Origin of the sequence: Mesorhizobium hawassense, from assembly GCF_003289945.1 — a bacterium.
Classification (GTDB): Bacteria; Pseudomonadota; Alphaproteobacteria; order Rhizobiales; family Rhizobiaceae; genus Mesorhizobium; species Mesorhizobium hawassense.
Genome location: NZ_QMBP01000008.1, coordinates 37,447 through 51,952, shown reverse-complemented (window position 1 = coordinate 51,952; position 14,506 = coordinate 37,447). Strand labels below are relative to the sequence as shown.

The 14,506-nt window shown below is 60.0% G+C and carries 16 protein-coding genes; 7 read left to right on the top strand and 9 right to left on the bottom strand.

Annotated elements, in window-relative coordinates:
* Positions 1 to 344: 344 nt before the first annotated feature.
* From DPM33_RS17545 to DPM33_RS37760, 7 genes are all read left to right on the top strand, one after another.
* Positions 345 to 1,550: a quaternary amine ABC transporter ATP-binding protein gene (locus DPM33_RS17545; RefSeq protein WP_167449112.1), complete on the top strand. Its 1,206-nt coding sequence runs from the start codon at positions 345 to 347 to the stop codon at positions 1,548 to 1,550.
* A complete protein-coding gene (locus DPM33_RS17540; protein ID WP_245442206.1) occupies positions 1,462 to 2,466 on the top strand; it encodes an ABC transporter permease in 1,005 nt (334 codons plus the stop codon). Before DPM33_RS17545 ends, DPM33_RS17540 begins: the two co-directional genes overlap by 89 nt.
* Positions 2,463 to 3,647 (top strand): glycine betaine/L-proline ABC transporter substrate-binding protein ProX, encoded by a 1,185-nt coding sequence (gene proX, locus DPM33_RS17535; RefSeq protein ID WP_245442204.1) that lies wholly within the window; start codon positions 2,463 to 2,465, stop codon positions 3,645 to 3,647. The genes DPM33_RS17540 and proX overlap by 4 nt, the downstream gene beginning before the upstream one ends.
* Complete coding sequence (locus DPM33_RS36280; protein ID WP_167449108.1) at positions 3,647 to 3,868, top strand: amidohydrolase; 222 nt, start codon at positions 3,647 to 3,649, stop codon at positions 3,866 to 3,868. Before proX ends, DPM33_RS36280 begins: the two co-directional genes overlap by 1 nt.
* Positions 3,869 to 3,884: 16 nt before the next feature.
* A complete protein-coding gene (locus DPM33_RS17530) occupies positions 3,885 to 4,064 on the top strand; it encodes a hypothetical protein (protein WP_425373532.1) in 180 nt (59 codons plus the stop codon).
* Positions 4,065 to 4,077: 13 nt separating this feature from the next.
* On the top strand, positions 4,078 to 5,484 hold the full coding sequence (locus DPM33_RS17525) for an aspartate aminotransferase family protein (protein ID WP_112098707.1): 1,407 nt from the start codon (positions 4,078 to 4,080) through the stop codon (positions 5,482 to 5,484).
* 232 nt (positions 5,485 to 5,716) lie between these two features.
* On the top strand, positions 5,717 to 5,854 hold the full coding sequence (locus tag DPM33_RS37760; protein WP_281004795.1) for a hypothetical protein: 138 nt from the start codon (positions 5,717 to 5,719) through the stop codon (positions 5,852 to 5,854).
* A 46-nt stretch (positions 5,855 to 5,900) separates the two neighbouring features.
* Here DPM33_RS37760 and gabT read toward each other — a convergent pair whose 3' ends face one another.
* The 9 genes from gabT to DPM33_RS17475 all read right to left on the bottom strand — a co-directional run bounded on the left by gabT (position 5,901) and on the right by DPM33_RS17475 (position 14,493).
* Entirely contained in the window at positions 5,901 to 7,181 is a 1,281-nt protein-coding gene (gene gabT, locus DPM33_RS17515) for a 4-aminobutyrate--2-oxoglutarate transaminase (RefSeq protein ID WP_112098706.1), read from the bottom strand.
* A gap of 38 nt (positions 7,182 to 7,219) precedes the next feature.
* On the bottom strand, positions 7,220 to 8,677 hold the full coding sequence (locus tag DPM33_RS17510) for an NAD-dependent succinate-semialdehyde dehydrogenase (RefSeq protein ID WP_112098705.1): 1,458 nt from the start codon (positions 8,675 to 8,677) through the stop codon (positions 7,220 to 7,222).
* Between the two features lie 17 nt (positions 8,678 to 8,694).
* Positions 8,695 to 9,621 carry a 2-hydroxyacid dehydrogenase gene (locus tag DPM33_RS17505; RefSeq protein WP_112098704.1) on the bottom strand — a complete coding sequence of 309 codons (927 nt, stop codon included), beginning with the start codon at positions 9,619 to 9,621 and terminating at the stop codon, positions 8,695 to 8,697.
* Between the two features lie 72 nt (positions 9,622 to 9,693).
* Entirely contained in the window at positions 9,694 to 10,302 is a 609-nt protein-coding gene (locus DPM33_RS17500) for an amino acid synthesis family protein (RefSeq protein ID WP_112098703.1), read from the bottom strand.
* Positions 10,303 to 10,366: 64 nt separating this feature from the next.
* The gene (locus tag DPM33_RS17495; RefSeq protein ID WP_112098702.1) at positions 10,367 to 10,681 is read right to left on the bottom strand and encodes an NIPSNAP family protein; all 315 of its coding nucleotides are present in this window, start codon (positions 10,679 to 10,681) and stop codon (positions 10,367 to 10,369) included.
* A complete protein-coding gene (locus tag DPM33_RS17490) occupies positions 10,678 to 11,067 on the bottom strand; it encodes a carboxymuconolactone decarboxylase family protein (RefSeq protein ID WP_112098701.1) in 390 nt (129 codons plus the stop codon). Before DPM33_RS17490 ends, DPM33_RS17495 begins: the two co-directional genes overlap by 4 nt.
* Positions 11,060 to 11,872, bottom strand: a complete 813-nt coding sequence (locus DPM33_RS17485) for an alpha/beta fold hydrolase (protein ID WP_112098700.1) — start codon at positions 11,870 to 11,872, stop codon at positions 11,060 to 11,062. Before DPM33_RS17485 ends, DPM33_RS17490 begins: the two co-directional genes overlap by 8 nt.
* 2 nt (positions 11,873 to 11,874) lie before the next feature.
* Positions 11,875 to 12,951, bottom strand: coding sequence for an LLM class flavin-dependent oxidoreductase (locus DPM33_RS17480; RefSeq protein WP_112098699.1), 1,077 nt, complete (start codon positions 12,949 to 12,951; stop codon positions 11,875 to 11,877).
* A 30-nt stretch (positions 12,952 to 12,981) separates the two neighbouring features.
* On the bottom strand, positions 12,982 to 14,493 hold the full coding sequence (locus DPM33_RS17475; protein WP_112098698.1) for an aldehyde dehydrogenase: 1,512 nt from the start codon (positions 14,491 to 14,493) through the stop codon (positions 12,982 to 12,984).
* Positions 14,494 to 14,506: the final 13 nt, after the last annotated feature.

The following is a 14,506-nucleotide window of genomic DNA, read 5'->3' as shown; positions in this document are numbered from 1 at the left end:
GAATCGCGGCGGCACTCCTGGGGTGCGGCGTTATCGATCGTGTCATGCCGCAGGGAGAGATAGCCTTGGCTTTGGCCGTTGTGTCTGACGCGGGAGAAGGCGGACAAGATCGTGCGCGCGACCGTGGGAGCGTCCTGTAAGGCGAAGAGGCCACGACGCTATCAAAACAGCCACCATTCGGGGTGGCGTGGCATACCATCTTTCATAGGGAGGCGAGGACGGAATTTCCTCCTGGTCATTGGAAGACGGATCGGCTGCTGCGATGCCTAAATGTTAGACCATAATGAACAACAAGTCGGGGGTGAGGAACATCCTAACGATTGGGAACAAAGTGGGAGCCACCATTGAACGAACGACTAAGGATAGAAAACCTCTACAAGGTCTTCTCTGACCGGCCCGAAAAGGCCATGAGTCTCCTGAAGGCCGGGGTCGGAAAAGAGCAGGTTCTGACTGAGACCAGGGCCGTTGTTGGGCTGAACGACGTATCCCTGACGGTGCCGGGCGGCGCGATGTACATGATCATGGGCCTGTCCGGCTCGGGAAAGTCCACCCTGGCGCGCTGCATCAATCGCCTTAACGAGCCGACCGCGGGCAAGATCCTGCTTGACGGTCGGGATATCGTGCCGCTGAAGCCGGCCGAGCTGCTCGAAATTCGCCGCCGCCGCATCTCCATGGTTTTCCAGCATTTCGCCCTGCTACCGAACAAGACCGTGGTCGAGAATGCCGAATTTGGCTTGAAGATGCGGGGGGTGCCCCTGCAGCAGCGCCGCAAGCGGGCCGAGGAGATCCTGTCGATCGTCGGACTTGGCAAATGGTGCAAACATTATCCGCACGAGCTTTCCGGCGGAATGCGTCAGCGCGTCGGCCTTGCCCGAGCGCTGGCAACGGATGCCGACCTGCTGATCATGGACGAGGCGTTCAGTGCGCTCGATCCGTTGATCCGCTCCGAAATGCAGGACGAGCTTTTGCGCCTGCAGCGCACGCTCAACAAGACCATTGTCTTCATCACGCACGATTTCCAGGAGGCCGTGAAGCTCGGCACCCGGATCGCTATCATGAAAGATGGTGCCGTGGTACGCGAAGGCACGCCGCAGGCGATCGTTGCCGATCCGGGCAATGATTACGTCAGCGCCTTCACGCGCGAGGTCGATCGATCGCGGGTGTTCGAGGCCAGCGCTGTCATGCAGCCATGCGAAGCGATTGGAAAATCTGGCGAAATCCAGATCGTCCGGCAGGCAACGGGCAAGATCAAAAGGATCGGCTTTGCGCTTGATTCTTCCGGCCGCGTCGTCGGCCTGTTGGACGAGGTGGCGTTTTCGAAGCTTGATGCAGGTTCAGCCTGCGAAGGCTTGATGTCGCGGGAGTTCGTCAAGGTCCGCGAGAATACCAAGTTGATCGACGCAGTACGGATGAACGGGCCGCAACAGCCCATGGCCGTTGTGGACGCGGACGACCGGTTCGTTGGCCTCCTTCAGGCCGAACACATCCTCGCCTTCATCGCCTCATCTCCCTCTACGGTCGCTTCGGCGCATGGTGTTCCCAATGTTTGATGCCAACGATCTTGCCGTATTCCCGGTCGATGTCTGGATTGCCGATGGCGTCCAGTGGCTCGCGCTCAACCTTCGTCCGTTGTTTCTCGCCATCAAATGGCCGATCGAAAACCTGCTGACGTTCAATGACCATGTCCTGCATGCCGTCCCGTTTCCGGTCTTCCTAATCCTGGCCTTCCTGATAGCCTACCGCCTTGCTTCTTTGGGCATCGCGCTCTTCACCACAATCGCCTTCGTCATCATCGCCTCGCTTGGCGTCTGGGACGAGTCCATGACGACGCTGTCGCTGATCAGCACGGCAATCGTGATATCGACGGCGATCGGCCTTCCGATCGGCGTCTGGTGTGCGCTCAACGACAGTGTCTGGCAGGTCGTGCGACCGGTTCTTGATATCATGCAGACCACGCCGACCTTCGTCTATCTCGTTCCGGTGGTCATGCTCTTTGGCGTAGGCACGGTGCCCGGCGAAGTCGCAGTGGTGATTGCCGCAGCCCCGCCGCTTATTCGCTTCACCAATCTCGGTATCCGCATGGTCGAGACCGAGATGGTCGAGGCTGGCCTTGCGTTCGGCGCTGACCGTCGACAACTGCTTTGGGAAATCCAGTTTCCGCTCGCGATCCCGACGATCCTTGGGGGTCTCAACCAGACGGTTCTGACGGCCATGGTCATGTCTGTCGTGGTAGCGATGATCGGCGCGGAAGGGCTGGGCCTCGTCGTACTGCAGGGGCTCGGCCGTCTTGACGTTGGCCGTGCGGCGGTTGGCGGTATCGCAATCATTCTTCTCGCGATGATCCTCGACCGGATAACCCAGAAGCTCGCACAGCCGGCAACGTCGAAGGCGAAGCGTTCCCTTTGGGCCGCTGTTTGCGCGGCACTGATAGGATTCCGTTCGAAGCCCGCTACCGGGCCGGCTTGAACCTCGCCGCCCTCGGGAAGGAGGTCATTCACGAAATCCAGGTGCTAGCGAGAACCTCGCATCCCACCTGTTTGCCTGAAGAACCGGAGGAAAGGCGAAAAAGCGCTCCTCCTGACATCAATCCAAAACAGATAGAGGGAACCATGAAACTTAACATCAGATCAATCGCTTTGCTGGCATCGACGCTAGCAGCGGCATATGCGCCGGTTGTGTCGTCCGCTTCGGCCGACGAACTTCCCGGCGATGGCAAGACCATCCACTACGCCCAGTCCGACAGTCTCGGCGCCAACTATGTGGTCGCCAAGATCATGACAAAGGGTTTCGAAGAACTCGGCTACAAGGTCAAGCTTAGCACGGTCAACACGACGCTGTTCTTCCAGGCGGCCGCTCAAGGCGACCTTGATCTTGCGACCGACATCAATTTTCCGCAGCGCGAGCCTGGTTTCCGCAAGGTGGCCGACAAGGCCGACATGATCGGCAAGGGCCTGATCGAGGGCGGCGGCATCAACGGTTATCTGATCGACAAGAAGACCGCCGACGCCTACAGCATCAAGACCCTCGACCAGATGAAGGACCCGAAGATCGCGGCCCTTTTCGGTGATGACGGCAAGGCCGATCTCATCAACTGCGATCCTGGCTGGAGCTGCGGCGATGTCGTCGAGTACCAGCTCGACAAGTTCGGCCTGAAAGACAACGTCAAGTCCGTTCGCGGCAAGTACGAGGCACTGATGGTGGAAGCCGTTGCCCGCGTGAAGCGCGGCGAGCCGGTCTTCTTCTATGCCTGGAGCCCGTCCTGGATGAATAAGGCGCTACAGCCCGGGAAGGAAGTCGTCTGGCTGCCCACGCCATTCGACGCTCTGCCGCCGAGCGTACCGAACAACGGCACCAATGCAGTTCCGAATGTCGAGGGTTGTGCCGCGGGCGCCAACCCCTGCCGTATGGCCATGGCCGCATGGAACTGGACAGCGGTCGGTAACAAGGACTTCTTGAAGGATAATCCGGCCGTGAAATCGCTTGTCGAACACGCCTCTTTCCCGCTTGCCACCTGGTCCAACTGGGAACAGGCGATTAGTCAAAAGGGCGGCAGCGATGCAACAATACGCGGTCTGTCAGATGCGTGGCTGAGCGAGAACAAGGCTCTCCTCGACGGTTGGGTCGCAGCGGCAAAATCCGCGCATTGATGCATATTGATCCCGACATTTTCGACATGGTGGTGGAGGTGCGAAGGCACCTCCACCATTTTCCCGAGCTTTCCAATGAGGAGAGCGGGACAAAGCGTTTCCTGCTCGATCGGTTGAAGGTGGCGGGAATATGGGACGCCCGGCCGGCGGCCGGATATGGCTTGCTGGTCGACGTCTGTGCAGAAGCGGCGCCTGTGACTAGCGGCCTATGTTTACACTAACGATCTAGGCCGTGCGATGCGTCTTACCGACCGGCCTAAATACGGCACGATCGCCGCTAACACGCCGAAATTCACCGGTGGCCCCATTCCCCTCGGTAGCTGGAAGCAATTCGGCCTTGGTCGTGAGGATTCACATCATGGCCTCACGGAATATCTCGAAGGAAAATTCGTTCGCTGCGGCAATCTCGCTGCTTGAAAGGACTTCTGGCATGACAATCGACATCACCAAGATCGCAGAAATGGATCGCAATAGCGTTCTCCATCCCTTTACCCAACTGAAGGATTTTGCCAGCGGCAAGATGGGCGATCCCACGATCGTTGAAACCGGCAAAGGCATCCGTATTGAGGACGCAAGCGGCAAACAGCTCATCGATGGTTTCGCCGGCCTTTATTGCGTAAATGTCGGTTACGGTCGCACAGAAGTGGCTGAAGCAATCTCACGCCAAGCGTATCGCTTGGCCTACTATCACTCCTATGCGGCGCATACGACCGACGAGCTGGCCATTCTTTCCGACCGCCTGGTGAAGATGGCGCCCGGGAAGATGAGCAAGGTTTTCTACGGTATGTCCGGCTCCGACGCCAATGAAACACAGGCTAAGCTTGTTTGGTATTACAGCAACCTGCGTGGCAAGCCCAACAAGAAGAAGATCATCTCCCGCGAGAGAGGATATCATGGTTGCAGCGTGATCTCCGGCTCCATGACGGGTATGAGTTTTTACCACGATCATATGGATCTCCCGCTTACGGGCATCATTCACACTGGCACGCCACATCATTATTGGGGTGCCGAAGCTGGTGAGACTGAACTTGAATTTTCCAAACGTCGCGCTGCCGAACTTGAAGCACTAATCCTGCGCGAAGACCCGGATACAATTGGAGCTTTTATTGCCGAGCCAGTCCTTGGCACGGGCGGAATCACGCCCCCGCCGCAAGGTTATTGGGAGGAAATACAAACCGTTCTGAAGAAATATGATGTTCTGCTGATTGCCGACGAAGTTATTACCGGCTTTGGCCGTACGGGATCGATGTTCGGTTCACAGCATTACGGAATAGAGCCCGACTTGATCACCGTTGCCAAAGGCTTGACGTCGGCATATTTCCCGCTATCGGGCGCTATTGTTGGCGAAAAAGTCTACAAGGTCATGGAGGAAGGGGCGGATCGCGTAGGGGCCTTTTCGCATGGCTACACCTATTCAGGTCACCCAATCGGCGCAGCTGCCGCCAATGCCGTTCTCGATATTGTCGAAAAGGAGGACTTGCCGGGCAATGCACGCGATGTTGGTGGATATTTCCAGGAGCAACTGAAGGCGAAATTCGCTCAACTTCCCATCGTAGGTGAAGTCCGCGGAGTGGGTTTGATGGCCGCCATTGAATTCGTTGCAAATCGTCAAAAGAAACAGCGTTTTGCGCCCGAGCTTACCGTAGGTGCACGTATATCGAAGGCCACTCGCAGCCGTGGGCTCATTGCCCGCGCCATGCCGCAGGGCGATATTCTGGGGTTCGCCCCGCCACTCGTTACGACGAAACAAGAAGTGGACGAAATCGTTTCTATTGCAGAATCCGCGGTGCGGGCTGTCATGGACGAACTCGTTCAGACTGGGGAAAAGATTTTATGAAAGTCGAGCGCCAACCCAAATAGCAGTTGGCAGCAGGTATTCATTGTAAATTCCCACTTCCACTTTCGGAAGGTCCGGCGTGAACAAATCTCGAGGGAAAATCGGCTTCGGCCTGTCCCTCGGATCTGGTCCACCTCGATGTGCAAAACCCGTCGGCAGCCTGAACTCCGTGTTCCGAGGGATCGGCCCTACGAGGTCCATTGGCAGATCAAAAAAGTTGCGGTGTAACGAGATGAACGACCTCCACTTCGAAGCGCTCGGCATCCAGCGCAAAGCCGCGCCTCGAGGCAGCCTTCTGAAGGACGATCCAGGCAGCGTCAACGACTTCGACGCCGATGCCGTCTCCCGGTATCACGGCGATCCTATATGATTTCATGGGAATGATTCCTCGGTATCGCCGGTCGTATCGCCAGCCGTCAGGCTGCGGCCAGTGCCTTGTGGACGATTGCCAGCGCTTCCTGGATTTGTTCGCTGGTGGTGACCAGCGGCGCAAGAAAGCGAACGACGTTGCGATGTACGCCGCATTTGATGACCAGGAGCCCGGCCTTGCAAGCCTCTTCGAGAATGCGCTGGGTGCGATCTGCATCCGGTGCCTTGCTCTTGCGGTCCTTGACGATTTCCATCGCCAGCATGAAGCCGAGGCCGCGCACTTCTCCTACGAAATCATACTTCTGCTGTAGGGATTCCAGACCGACCTTCAACTCGGCGGCGCGTTGTCGGCCGTTTTCGAGGAGGTTGTCCTGTTCGAACGCCTCAACTACGGCCAAAGCTGCGGCACAGGAAATTGCGTTTCCGCCATAGGTGCCGCCGAGACCGCCGGGCAGCGGCGCGTCCATGATTTCGGCCTTGCCGACCACGCCGGACAGCGGGAACCCGCCGGCGAGGCTTTTTGCGACTGTCACCAGATCTGGTTCGACGCCGGAATGCTGGAAACCAAACATCTTGCCGGTACGACCGAAGCCGGTCTGGATCTCGTCGGCGATCAGCACGATGCCGTGTTTCCGGGTGATTTCACGCAGGGCCTGCATGAATTCGACAGGGGCTGCCAGGAAACCGCCGTCGCCCTGTACCGGCTCGATGATGATAGCGGCGACGCGTTCCGGCGTCGCTTCGGTGGCGAAGACTTCCTCGAGGGCCGCCAGCGCATCTTGTGTCGCCACGCCGCGATAGGCGTTGGGATAAGGAATGTGGAAGACCTCCGGAGCGAAGGGGCCGAAATTCTGCTTGTAGGGCTGGCTCATGCCGGTCAGCGTGATGCCGAGCAACGTGCGGCCGTGGAAGCCGCCGCGAAAGGCGATGACGGCCGGCCGATTCGTGTAACCGCGGGCGATCTTCACCGCGTTCTCGACAGCTTCTGCGCCGGTCGTGAAGAACACGCTTTTATAGCCCTCGCCGACGAGGCCGTTCAGCTTTTCCGAGAGGGCGACATAGGGTTCGTAGCTCACCACCTGGAAGCATGCATGCGTGACGTTGTCGAGCTGCGCCTTTACGGCCTCGACGACACGCGGATGGTTGTGGCCGATGTTCAACACGCCGATTCCACCAACGAAATCGAGGTAACGGCGGCCTTCGATGTCCCACAGTTCACTGCCCTTCGCCTTCGCGGCGACTACCGGATGGGCGGTGGCGATGCCGCGCGGGATGTTGTCCTGCCGGCGGGAGAGGAGAAAGGCGGTTTTTGATGCGGTTTCAGCCATCAGAGGGGCTCCATTCAGGATTGGGATGTTTCGAAAAATCAGAGGCCGGCAATGTGGAAGCTCTTGGTTTCCAGATATTCGTCGATGCCGACCTGCGCGCCTTCACGGCCGAGGCCAGATTGTTTGACGCCGCCGAAGGGCGCGACTTCCATGGAGACGCTGCCGGTATTGAGACCCACCATGCCGAATTCGAGTGCCTCCGCGACACGCCAGGAGCGCTTGAGATCCTGTGTGTAGAAATAGGAAGCGAGGCCGAACGGCGTGCTGTTGGCGATCTCGATTGCCTCTTCGTCTGTATCGAAGCGGAAAAGCGGGACCAGCGGCCCGAAGGTTTCCTCGTTGGCGAGGCGCATGTCGACCGTCGCATTGCCGATCACGATCGGGGTGACGAAACGTCCGGCATCGTCCGGAGTCTCGCGGGTGAGAAGGCTTCCCCCTTTGGCCAGGGCGTCCGTGGTATGGGCGCGAACTTTTTCGACGGCGGCACCGTTGATCAATGGGCCGAGATTGCTGCCGCTGTTGAGGCCGTCCCCAACACTGAGCTTTGCGACTTCTTCCAGCAGGCGGGCGGCGAAACGTTCGTATATGCCGTTCTGAACGAGCACGCGGTTAGCGCAGACGCAAGTCTGGCCGGCATTGCGGAACTTGCTGGCCATGACGCCGGCGACCGCCAGGTCGAGATCGGCATCGTCGAATACGATGAAGGGCGCATTGCCGCCAAGTTCAAGGCTGAGGCGCTTGATCGTGCCGGCACACTGTTCCATCAGCAGCGCCCCGACCCGTGTCGAGCCGGTGAAGGAGAGTTTGCGCACCGTTTCGCTGCCGGTAAGTGCGGCGCCGATCTCCTGCGGCAGGCCGGTGATGACGCTGAGCGTACCGCGTGGAAAGCCGGCGCGTTCTGCCAGCAGCGCCAGAGCCAGCGCCGAATACGGGGTCAGCTCCGACGGCTTGACGATGATCGGGCAACCGACGGCGAGCGCCGGCGCGCATTTGCGGGTGATCATTGCGATCGGGAAGTTCCACGGCGTGATCGCGGCACTGACTCCGACCGGCTCTTTCAGCGCGATTATGCGGCGATCCTGCGAGGGGGAGGGGATCGTATAGCCGTTGACGCGCCGCGCTTCTTCGGCGAACCATTTGATGAAGCTTGCACCGTAACGCACTTCACCGGCGGCTTCGGCCAGCGGCTTGCCCTGTTCGAGCGTCATGATACGGGCGAGATCGTCGAGGTTTTCGATGACGAGGTCGTACCAGCGCTCCAGCAGGGCGGCGCGCTGTTCCGCGGTGGTCTTGCGGTAGCTCTTGAAGGCAGTGTCGGCCGCCGCGATCGCGGCGTTCGTCTCAACGGCCCCGCAGGCGGCAATGGTGCCGATGGTTTGGCCGTTGGAAGGGTTGTCGACATCAAGCGTATTGCCGGAAACGGCATCCTGCCATCCCCCGCCGACATAGGCTTTCTCGATAAACAGCGAAGGGTCTTTCAAACCGTGCCTGGTCATGGTCGTCCTTGAAATGTTCAGTAAAGGGAGTTGCGGTCGACGAGACCGACCATCGTCTTGCCCGCGCGGTGACGGCGGATGTTGTCGATGACGGCATCGACCGCCGTATCCGGCTGGGTCACGCTGGCGGTATGCGGCGTCAGGAAGATCTTCTCGTGGCTCCAGAACGGATGCCCCGGCCCCAACGGTTCGGGATCGGTGACATCGAGGATCGCTCGTGAGAGTTGCCCGGTGGCCAGCGCATCGATCAGATCGTCCTGTACCAGGTGTTGGCCGCGTCCGCAGTTGATAAGGGCTGCACCCTTCGGGAGCTTCGAAAACAGCGCACCGTTCAGCATGCTGCGCGTCTCCGGCGTCAGCGGGAAAAGGCAGACGAGGATGTCGCATTGCGGCAGGAAGGCGTTCAGCCCGTCTTCTCCCTGGTAACAGGTGACGCCTTCGATCGCCTTTTCGCTGCGGCTCCAGGCGCTGAGCGCAAAACCGAACGGCCGCAGCATGGCAATAGCCGCCTGAGCAAGCACACCCGCGCCGAGAAAGCCCACCCGCAGCCGGGAGGTTGGATGAAACCGCTTCAGCCTCCAGATTTCGGCCCGTTGCTCGCCCACATAATCCAGGAAATGCCGGTGCAGCAGCATGACGGAAAGCGAGACATATTCCGCCATCCCCTGTGCAATGCCGGGCTCGACCATGCGCACCAGCGGTAATCCGTGGGGAATGTCGCCGAGATCGAACTGATCGACGCCGGCACCCAGGGAGAAGAGGACCTCAAGATTGCTGTAGCGCTGCAACATGCCGACCTGGGGATGCCAGACGGCGAGAAAACGAACAGCCTCCGGCGCGATTGCATCCGGACGATACTCAAAAGCAATTTCAGGCGCCCTTTCGGCGAACAACGCAGCCCATTCGGCGCCGCGCTCGGCATCTGCGTGATACAATAGGGTCATCTGATGGGCCTTGAGGCTGTCGCGCCGACCTTTTGGGTGCAGGCCGGCATGCCGAAGAGAAGCTTGTCGAGATCAGGATGGCTTGGCGGCGGCGTCCTTCGCCATGTCTTCCATGTCCTGGAACCGGTCCGAAATGCGCGGATGAGCGCGCGAACCGTCACTGGCCCCGATCGCAACCAGGATTTCGTCGGGAGCCGGGGCGTCGACCATCTGGAAGGTAGCTGTGAGAAAGTGCGAGCGCTTGCCGGTTTCGCTCTTGTGGATCATCGGCAGCGAAATGAGTGCGCCTGGCGCGGTGCGGATGTTGGTGAAGCTAAGATAGGTCGTGCCATTCACGGCCTCCCTGAACATGTTGCCGAAACGGAGTGTGTGAATCAGGCCGGATGCGTGCTCGATCTCGCCGTTGACGCCGACGACGGCGGCTTTGCCATAGGCCTCGACCTGGTCGGCGGACATCAGAGCGGTCAGCCGGGCGGTCAGTTCGCGGCCGAGCGGCGGGGCAAGCGAGAGGATTTCCGGGCGCAGGTTCTCGACCCAGCCACGGTCGGCCCAGGGATTGCGCAGTACGGCGGCGACGACGACCGAGCGGATTGGCCGGTCGGCGGCCTTGCCGCCCTCGATCAGCGTTTCTTCAACGAAGGTTGCGTATTTGCGAACGTTGAGCTGGACCATCTCGGTCATTCCTTTGTTAGATGTTGGGCACGGCATGGCGTGCAAGGTCGTTGCGGTGCTTGCGCGCGCTGGCTCAGCGCAGCGGCGAAAAATCGGTCGGCAGCAGGATGCGGTTTTCGGAGCTTTCGATCAGAGCCGTCAGCCGCGGGATGAACGCCTGCCAGCGTGGATCTTCCGCTAGATTGCTGCGGCGTACGGCACGGTCGTCGAGGCTCGCATAACCCCACATGTGGACCACATGGCTGAGCGGGCCGATCTCGGTGACGAAGTATCCGATCAGGTTGCCGAGGATCGGCGCCTGAATGGCAATGCCTTCCTCGCGGACAAGTTTCAGATACTCCTGCATCTTGCCGCCGCGAATGCGGTAGATGCGCTCTTCGACGATCATGCCTGCGCTTCCTTATGCATTTCCGCGCGTACTTCCTGGGCGGCGCGAAAGGCTTCGACGCCGGCCGGAACGCCGCAATAGACGGCGATCTGGGTGAGTGCCGCACGCAGTTCCGCCTCGGTCAGGCCGTTGCGCACGGCGCCGCGGAAATGGATGCGGAACTCATGCATGCGCCCGAGCGCGACCAGCATGCCGAGATTGAGTAGACTGCGCTGCTTCAGGTCGAGGGCATCATCAGTCCAGGCCATGCCCCAGCAATATTCGTTGAGCATGTCCTGGAACGGCCGCGAGAAATCATCGGCGTTGTTGAGCGCGCGATCGACATAGCTGTCGCCAAGGACCTTGCGACGAACAGCTTCGCCGGCCTGCTGCAGAGACTTATCCATGAGCTTCCCTCGTCTTCTCCAGAAAATCACGCATGATGGACGCGACGAGTTCGGGCGCTTCCGTCAGGATGGAATGGCGCAAGCCCGGAAGGATCCTGAGCTCCGAGTTCGCGATCCTGTCATGGATGAAGCCGGCCATGCGGGGATTGGAGCCGCTATCGTCTTCGCCAGTGGCAACGAGCGTCGGGATGCTAATCCCTGAAAGCTCGTCCCCGAGATCGGTTTCCGCCAGCACCCGATAGGCTGCTGCATAACAATCCGGCTCGTTTTCGGCATTGCGCTCACGCAACTGCGCGATCTTTTCGGGATTGTTCTTCTGGAACTCTTCCGTCAGCCAGCGCGATAGTGAAGCGTCATAGTGAGAACCGGGCTCGCCTGCCATCAATGCCGCAAGTCTGCCTGCCACACGGTCCTTTTCCTCCTGTGTACGGCCGGCGACGGTCGACAGCAGGATGAGATGGTCGACGCGATCCGGATAGGTCAGCGCCAGTTTCTGGGCAATCAACCCGCCGAGAGAAAAGCCGGCAAGCGAGAAGGTTTTGAACCCCACATGGTCGGCGAGCGCGATCACCTCCCGCTCGAAGTCCTCGATCTCGTAGCGGCCTTTGATGCGGGACGATGCGCCGTGGCCGCGCAGGTCGAAGGTCAAGATAGTGAAGTCGTTCTTCAGCCCTTTCACCACTCCGTCCCACGCCTCCTTGTAGGAGCCTACGCCGTGAATGCAGAGCAGGGGCCTACCGCCTTCGCCATCAAGCCGATAGGCGAGTTTCACCTCACCCACCTTGAGGGTTCCAATGGAGCCCATGATCAGCCCACCGATGCCGTGCGCTTCCTGTCCTTTTCGCGCGCAGTGAAAACCGGCATGACCTCGTCGATGAAAAGGCGCAGGGTCTGCCGCTGCAATTCGAAGGGCTGGTTGAACGAGAGACCCAGGCAATACTGGTCGACGCCGGCGGCCTCGTAGTCCATCAGCTTTTCGATGACTTCGTCCGGCGTGCCGAACATCAGGTTTTTGCGGATGTTGTCCGGATTGTAATTGTCCTTGTTTCGGACGAGTTCGTAGGGCACGGCCTCCGGGAAGCCGTCCTTCACGGTGCCGATGTTCTGCATCAGGTTTTCGAACGTGCGGCCGTAGTCGATGCTGTAACGGACCGGAATCTCCCAGTCTTCAGGCTTGGCATAGACCGAGGTTCGGCGCTGCATCATGAAACGTGGGCGAGGCACTTCCGGATGATCGGAGATCGCCTTGCGGAATTTTTCGGCCAGCACGTAGATTTCCGCGGCAGGTGAGGAGAGTGGCGTTGAGAGAATATTGGCGCCGATGCTGACGGCCCAATCAAACGTACCGGGATCGCGTGCGGCAACCCAGATCGGCGGCAGCTGTTTCTGCAGGGGCTTCGGCACGGCGGCAGTCTTCGGAAATGTCCAGTAGTGGCCGTCATGGGCATAGTCGCCCTGCCAGAGCTTTTTGACCGCCGGCACAAGCTCCTTCATGTAGCCGACGCCTTCCTGCTGCTGAGTGCCCGGCAGCATGCGGTCGAACTCGTATTGATAGGCGCCGCGGGCGATGCCGAATTCCAGGCGGCCACCGATCAGGTGGTCGCAGAAAGCGGATTCGCCGGCAAGCCGGATCGGATTCCAGTAGGCAGCGGCGAGCGTGCCGGTGCCGAGGCGAATGCGGTCCGTGTGCTGACCGAGCCAGACCAGCGTCTGGAACGGGTTCGGCGCAATGGTCGCTTCGATCGTATGGTGTTCGGAGGTCCAAAGCGTCTCAAACCCGCCTTCGTCAGCCATCCTGGCCATCTCGAGCATGTTGTTCTTGACGGTGTGCATCGAGGCATCAGGCGATCCGCGCTCCATGCTGATGGCGACTGCAAACTTCATCGGTGTCTCCCGAAATTTGTTTTGAATGAGTTAGCGAAGACGGATCACGAACGGGTCCTGCATGGCGCCCGAGTAGTCGATGACGACGTTCTTCGCCCGGGAGAATTCGCGCATCACGTCAAAGCCGCCTCGGCGGCCATAGCCGCTTTCCTTGAAGCCGCCGTTGGCGGACATGTAGGCGGCCGACCGGTAGGTGTTGATCCATACGGTGCCGGCATCGATCTGGTTGGCGAACCGCATGGCGCGGTCGATGTTCTGCGTCCAGATGCCGGAGGCGAGGCCATAATTCGTGTCGTTGGCAAGCGTGATCATCTCCTCTTCCGAGCAGAACGGCATCACGCCGACCATCGGGCCGAAAAGCTCGTCGCGCATGAAGCTCATGTCGTTGGTGGCGTCGGCCATGACAGTGGGCTCGAAATACCAGCCCTTGGAAAGTTCTTGCGACTGCGGACGCTTGCCGCCGATCGCGATGCGGGCGCCTTCCCGCACGCCGGATGCAACGTAACCCTCGAGCTTCGGCAATTGGCTTTCAAGCGCAAGCGGGCCGATATCTGTTGAGTCATCCATCGGGTCGCCGAGCCTGATGGTCCGGGTGCGCTCAACCAATGCCTCTACGAACCTGTCGTAGATATTGGCCTCGACGAAGCAGCGCGATCCCGCAACGCAAGTCTGCCCGGCGGCAGCGAAGACGCCCGAGACCACTCCGTTGACCGTCTTTTCGATATCGACGTCCGAGAACACGACATGCGGGGACTTGCCGCCCAGTTCCATCTGGCATGGTACCAGATTGGCCGCTGCATTGGCCGCGATCCGCCGGCCGGTCGCCGTGCTGCCGGTAAAGACGAATTTGGCAATGCTCTTATTCCGGGTCAAAGCCTCGCCCGTCACCGCGCCGCCACCCGTAACGACATTGACGACGCCGGCAGGGAACCCGGCCTCGACGATCAACTCGGCAAGGGCCAGCGTCGATGCGGTTGCGTGTTCGGAAGGCTTGATCACCACCGTGTTGCCGATCGCAAGGCACGGGGCGAGCGTTCCGGTGAGCAGCATCAGCGGCGAATTCCACGGCGTCACCATGCCGACGACGCCAAGCGGCTCGCGCATGTTGAAGTTCAGCTGGTCGAGCTTGTTGACCGGGATCGTGTCGCCCTGCAGCTTGTCGGCCATGCCGGCGAAGTAGATGTAAGAGTCCGGAATCGCCCGCATCTGGGCGCGCATCTCCTTGATCAGCTTGCCGTTGTCGCGGGTCTCCAGCAAAGCGAGATCTTCAGCATGCTCCAACACGAGATCGGCGAGCCGGCGGACCAGCTTGCCGCGAGCAGTCTGCGTCATGCGCCGCCATGACGGATCACGGAAGGCGCGCCGGGCAGAGGCGACGGCAATGTCGACATCATCAGCGCCGCCCTCGGCAAACTGGTACCAGGCTTCGCCGGTCGTCGGATCGAAGCTGTCGACGAATTTGCCGCTTCGAGGTTCGACGAAACGACCGTCAATGAACAGGCCGAGACGCTTACCCTTGATGGCTTCGGCGGTTGTTTGCATTCCCGTCTCCCCA

Coding starts and splice junctions, on each gene's coding strand:
- DPM33_RS17495 (WP_112098702.1), bottom strand. CDS start 10,681: ATGATCGTCGAAGAGCGCATCTACCGCATTCGCGGCGGCAAGATGCAG.
- DPM33_RS17525 (WP_112098707.1), top strand. CDS start 4,078: ATGACAATCGACATCACCAAGATCGCAGAAATGGATCGCAATAGCGTT.
- DPM33_RS17530 (WP_425373532.1), top strand. CDS start 3,885: ATGCGTCTTACCGACCGGCCTAAATACGGCACGATCGCCGCTAACACG.
- DPM33_RS17500 (WP_112098703.1), bottom strand. CDS start 10,302: ATGACCGAGATGGTCCAGCTCAACGTTCGCAAATACGCAACCTTCGTT.
- DPM33_RS37760 (WP_281004795.1), top strand. CDS start 5,717: ATGAACGACCTCCACTTCGAAGCGCTCGGCATCCAGCGCAAAGCCGCG.
- DPM33_RS17490 (WP_112098701.1), bottom strand. CDS start 11,067: ATGGATAAGTCTCTGCAGCAGGCCGGCGAAGCTGTTCGTCGCAAGGTC.
- DPM33_RS17475 (WP_112098698.1), bottom strand. CDS start 14,493: ATGCAAACAACCGCCGAAGCCATCAAGGGTAAGCGTCTCGGCCTGTTC.
- DPM33_RS17480 (WP_112098699.1), bottom strand. CDS start 12,951: ATGAAGTTTGCAGTCGCCATCAGCATGGAGCGCGGATCGCCTGATGCC.
- DPM33_RS17485 (WP_112098700.1), bottom strand. CDS start 11,872: ATGGGCTCCATTGGAACCCTCAAGGTGGGTGAGGTGAAACTCGCCTAT.
- DPM33_RS36280 (WP_167449108.1), top strand. CDS start 3,647: ATGCATATTGATCCCGACATTTTCGACATGGTGGTGGAGGTGCGAAGG.
- gabT (WP_112098706.1), bottom strand. CDS start 7,181: ATGGCTGAAACCGCATCAAAAACCGCCTTTCTCCTCTCCCGCCGGCAG.
- DPM33_RS17510 (WP_112098705.1), bottom strand. CDS start 8,677: ATGACCAGGCACGGTTTGAAAGACCCTTCGCTGTTTATCGAGAAAGCC.
- DPM33_RS17505 (WP_112098704.1), bottom strand. CDS start 9,621: ATGACCCTATTGTATCACGCAGATGCCGAGCGCGGCGCCGAATGGGCT.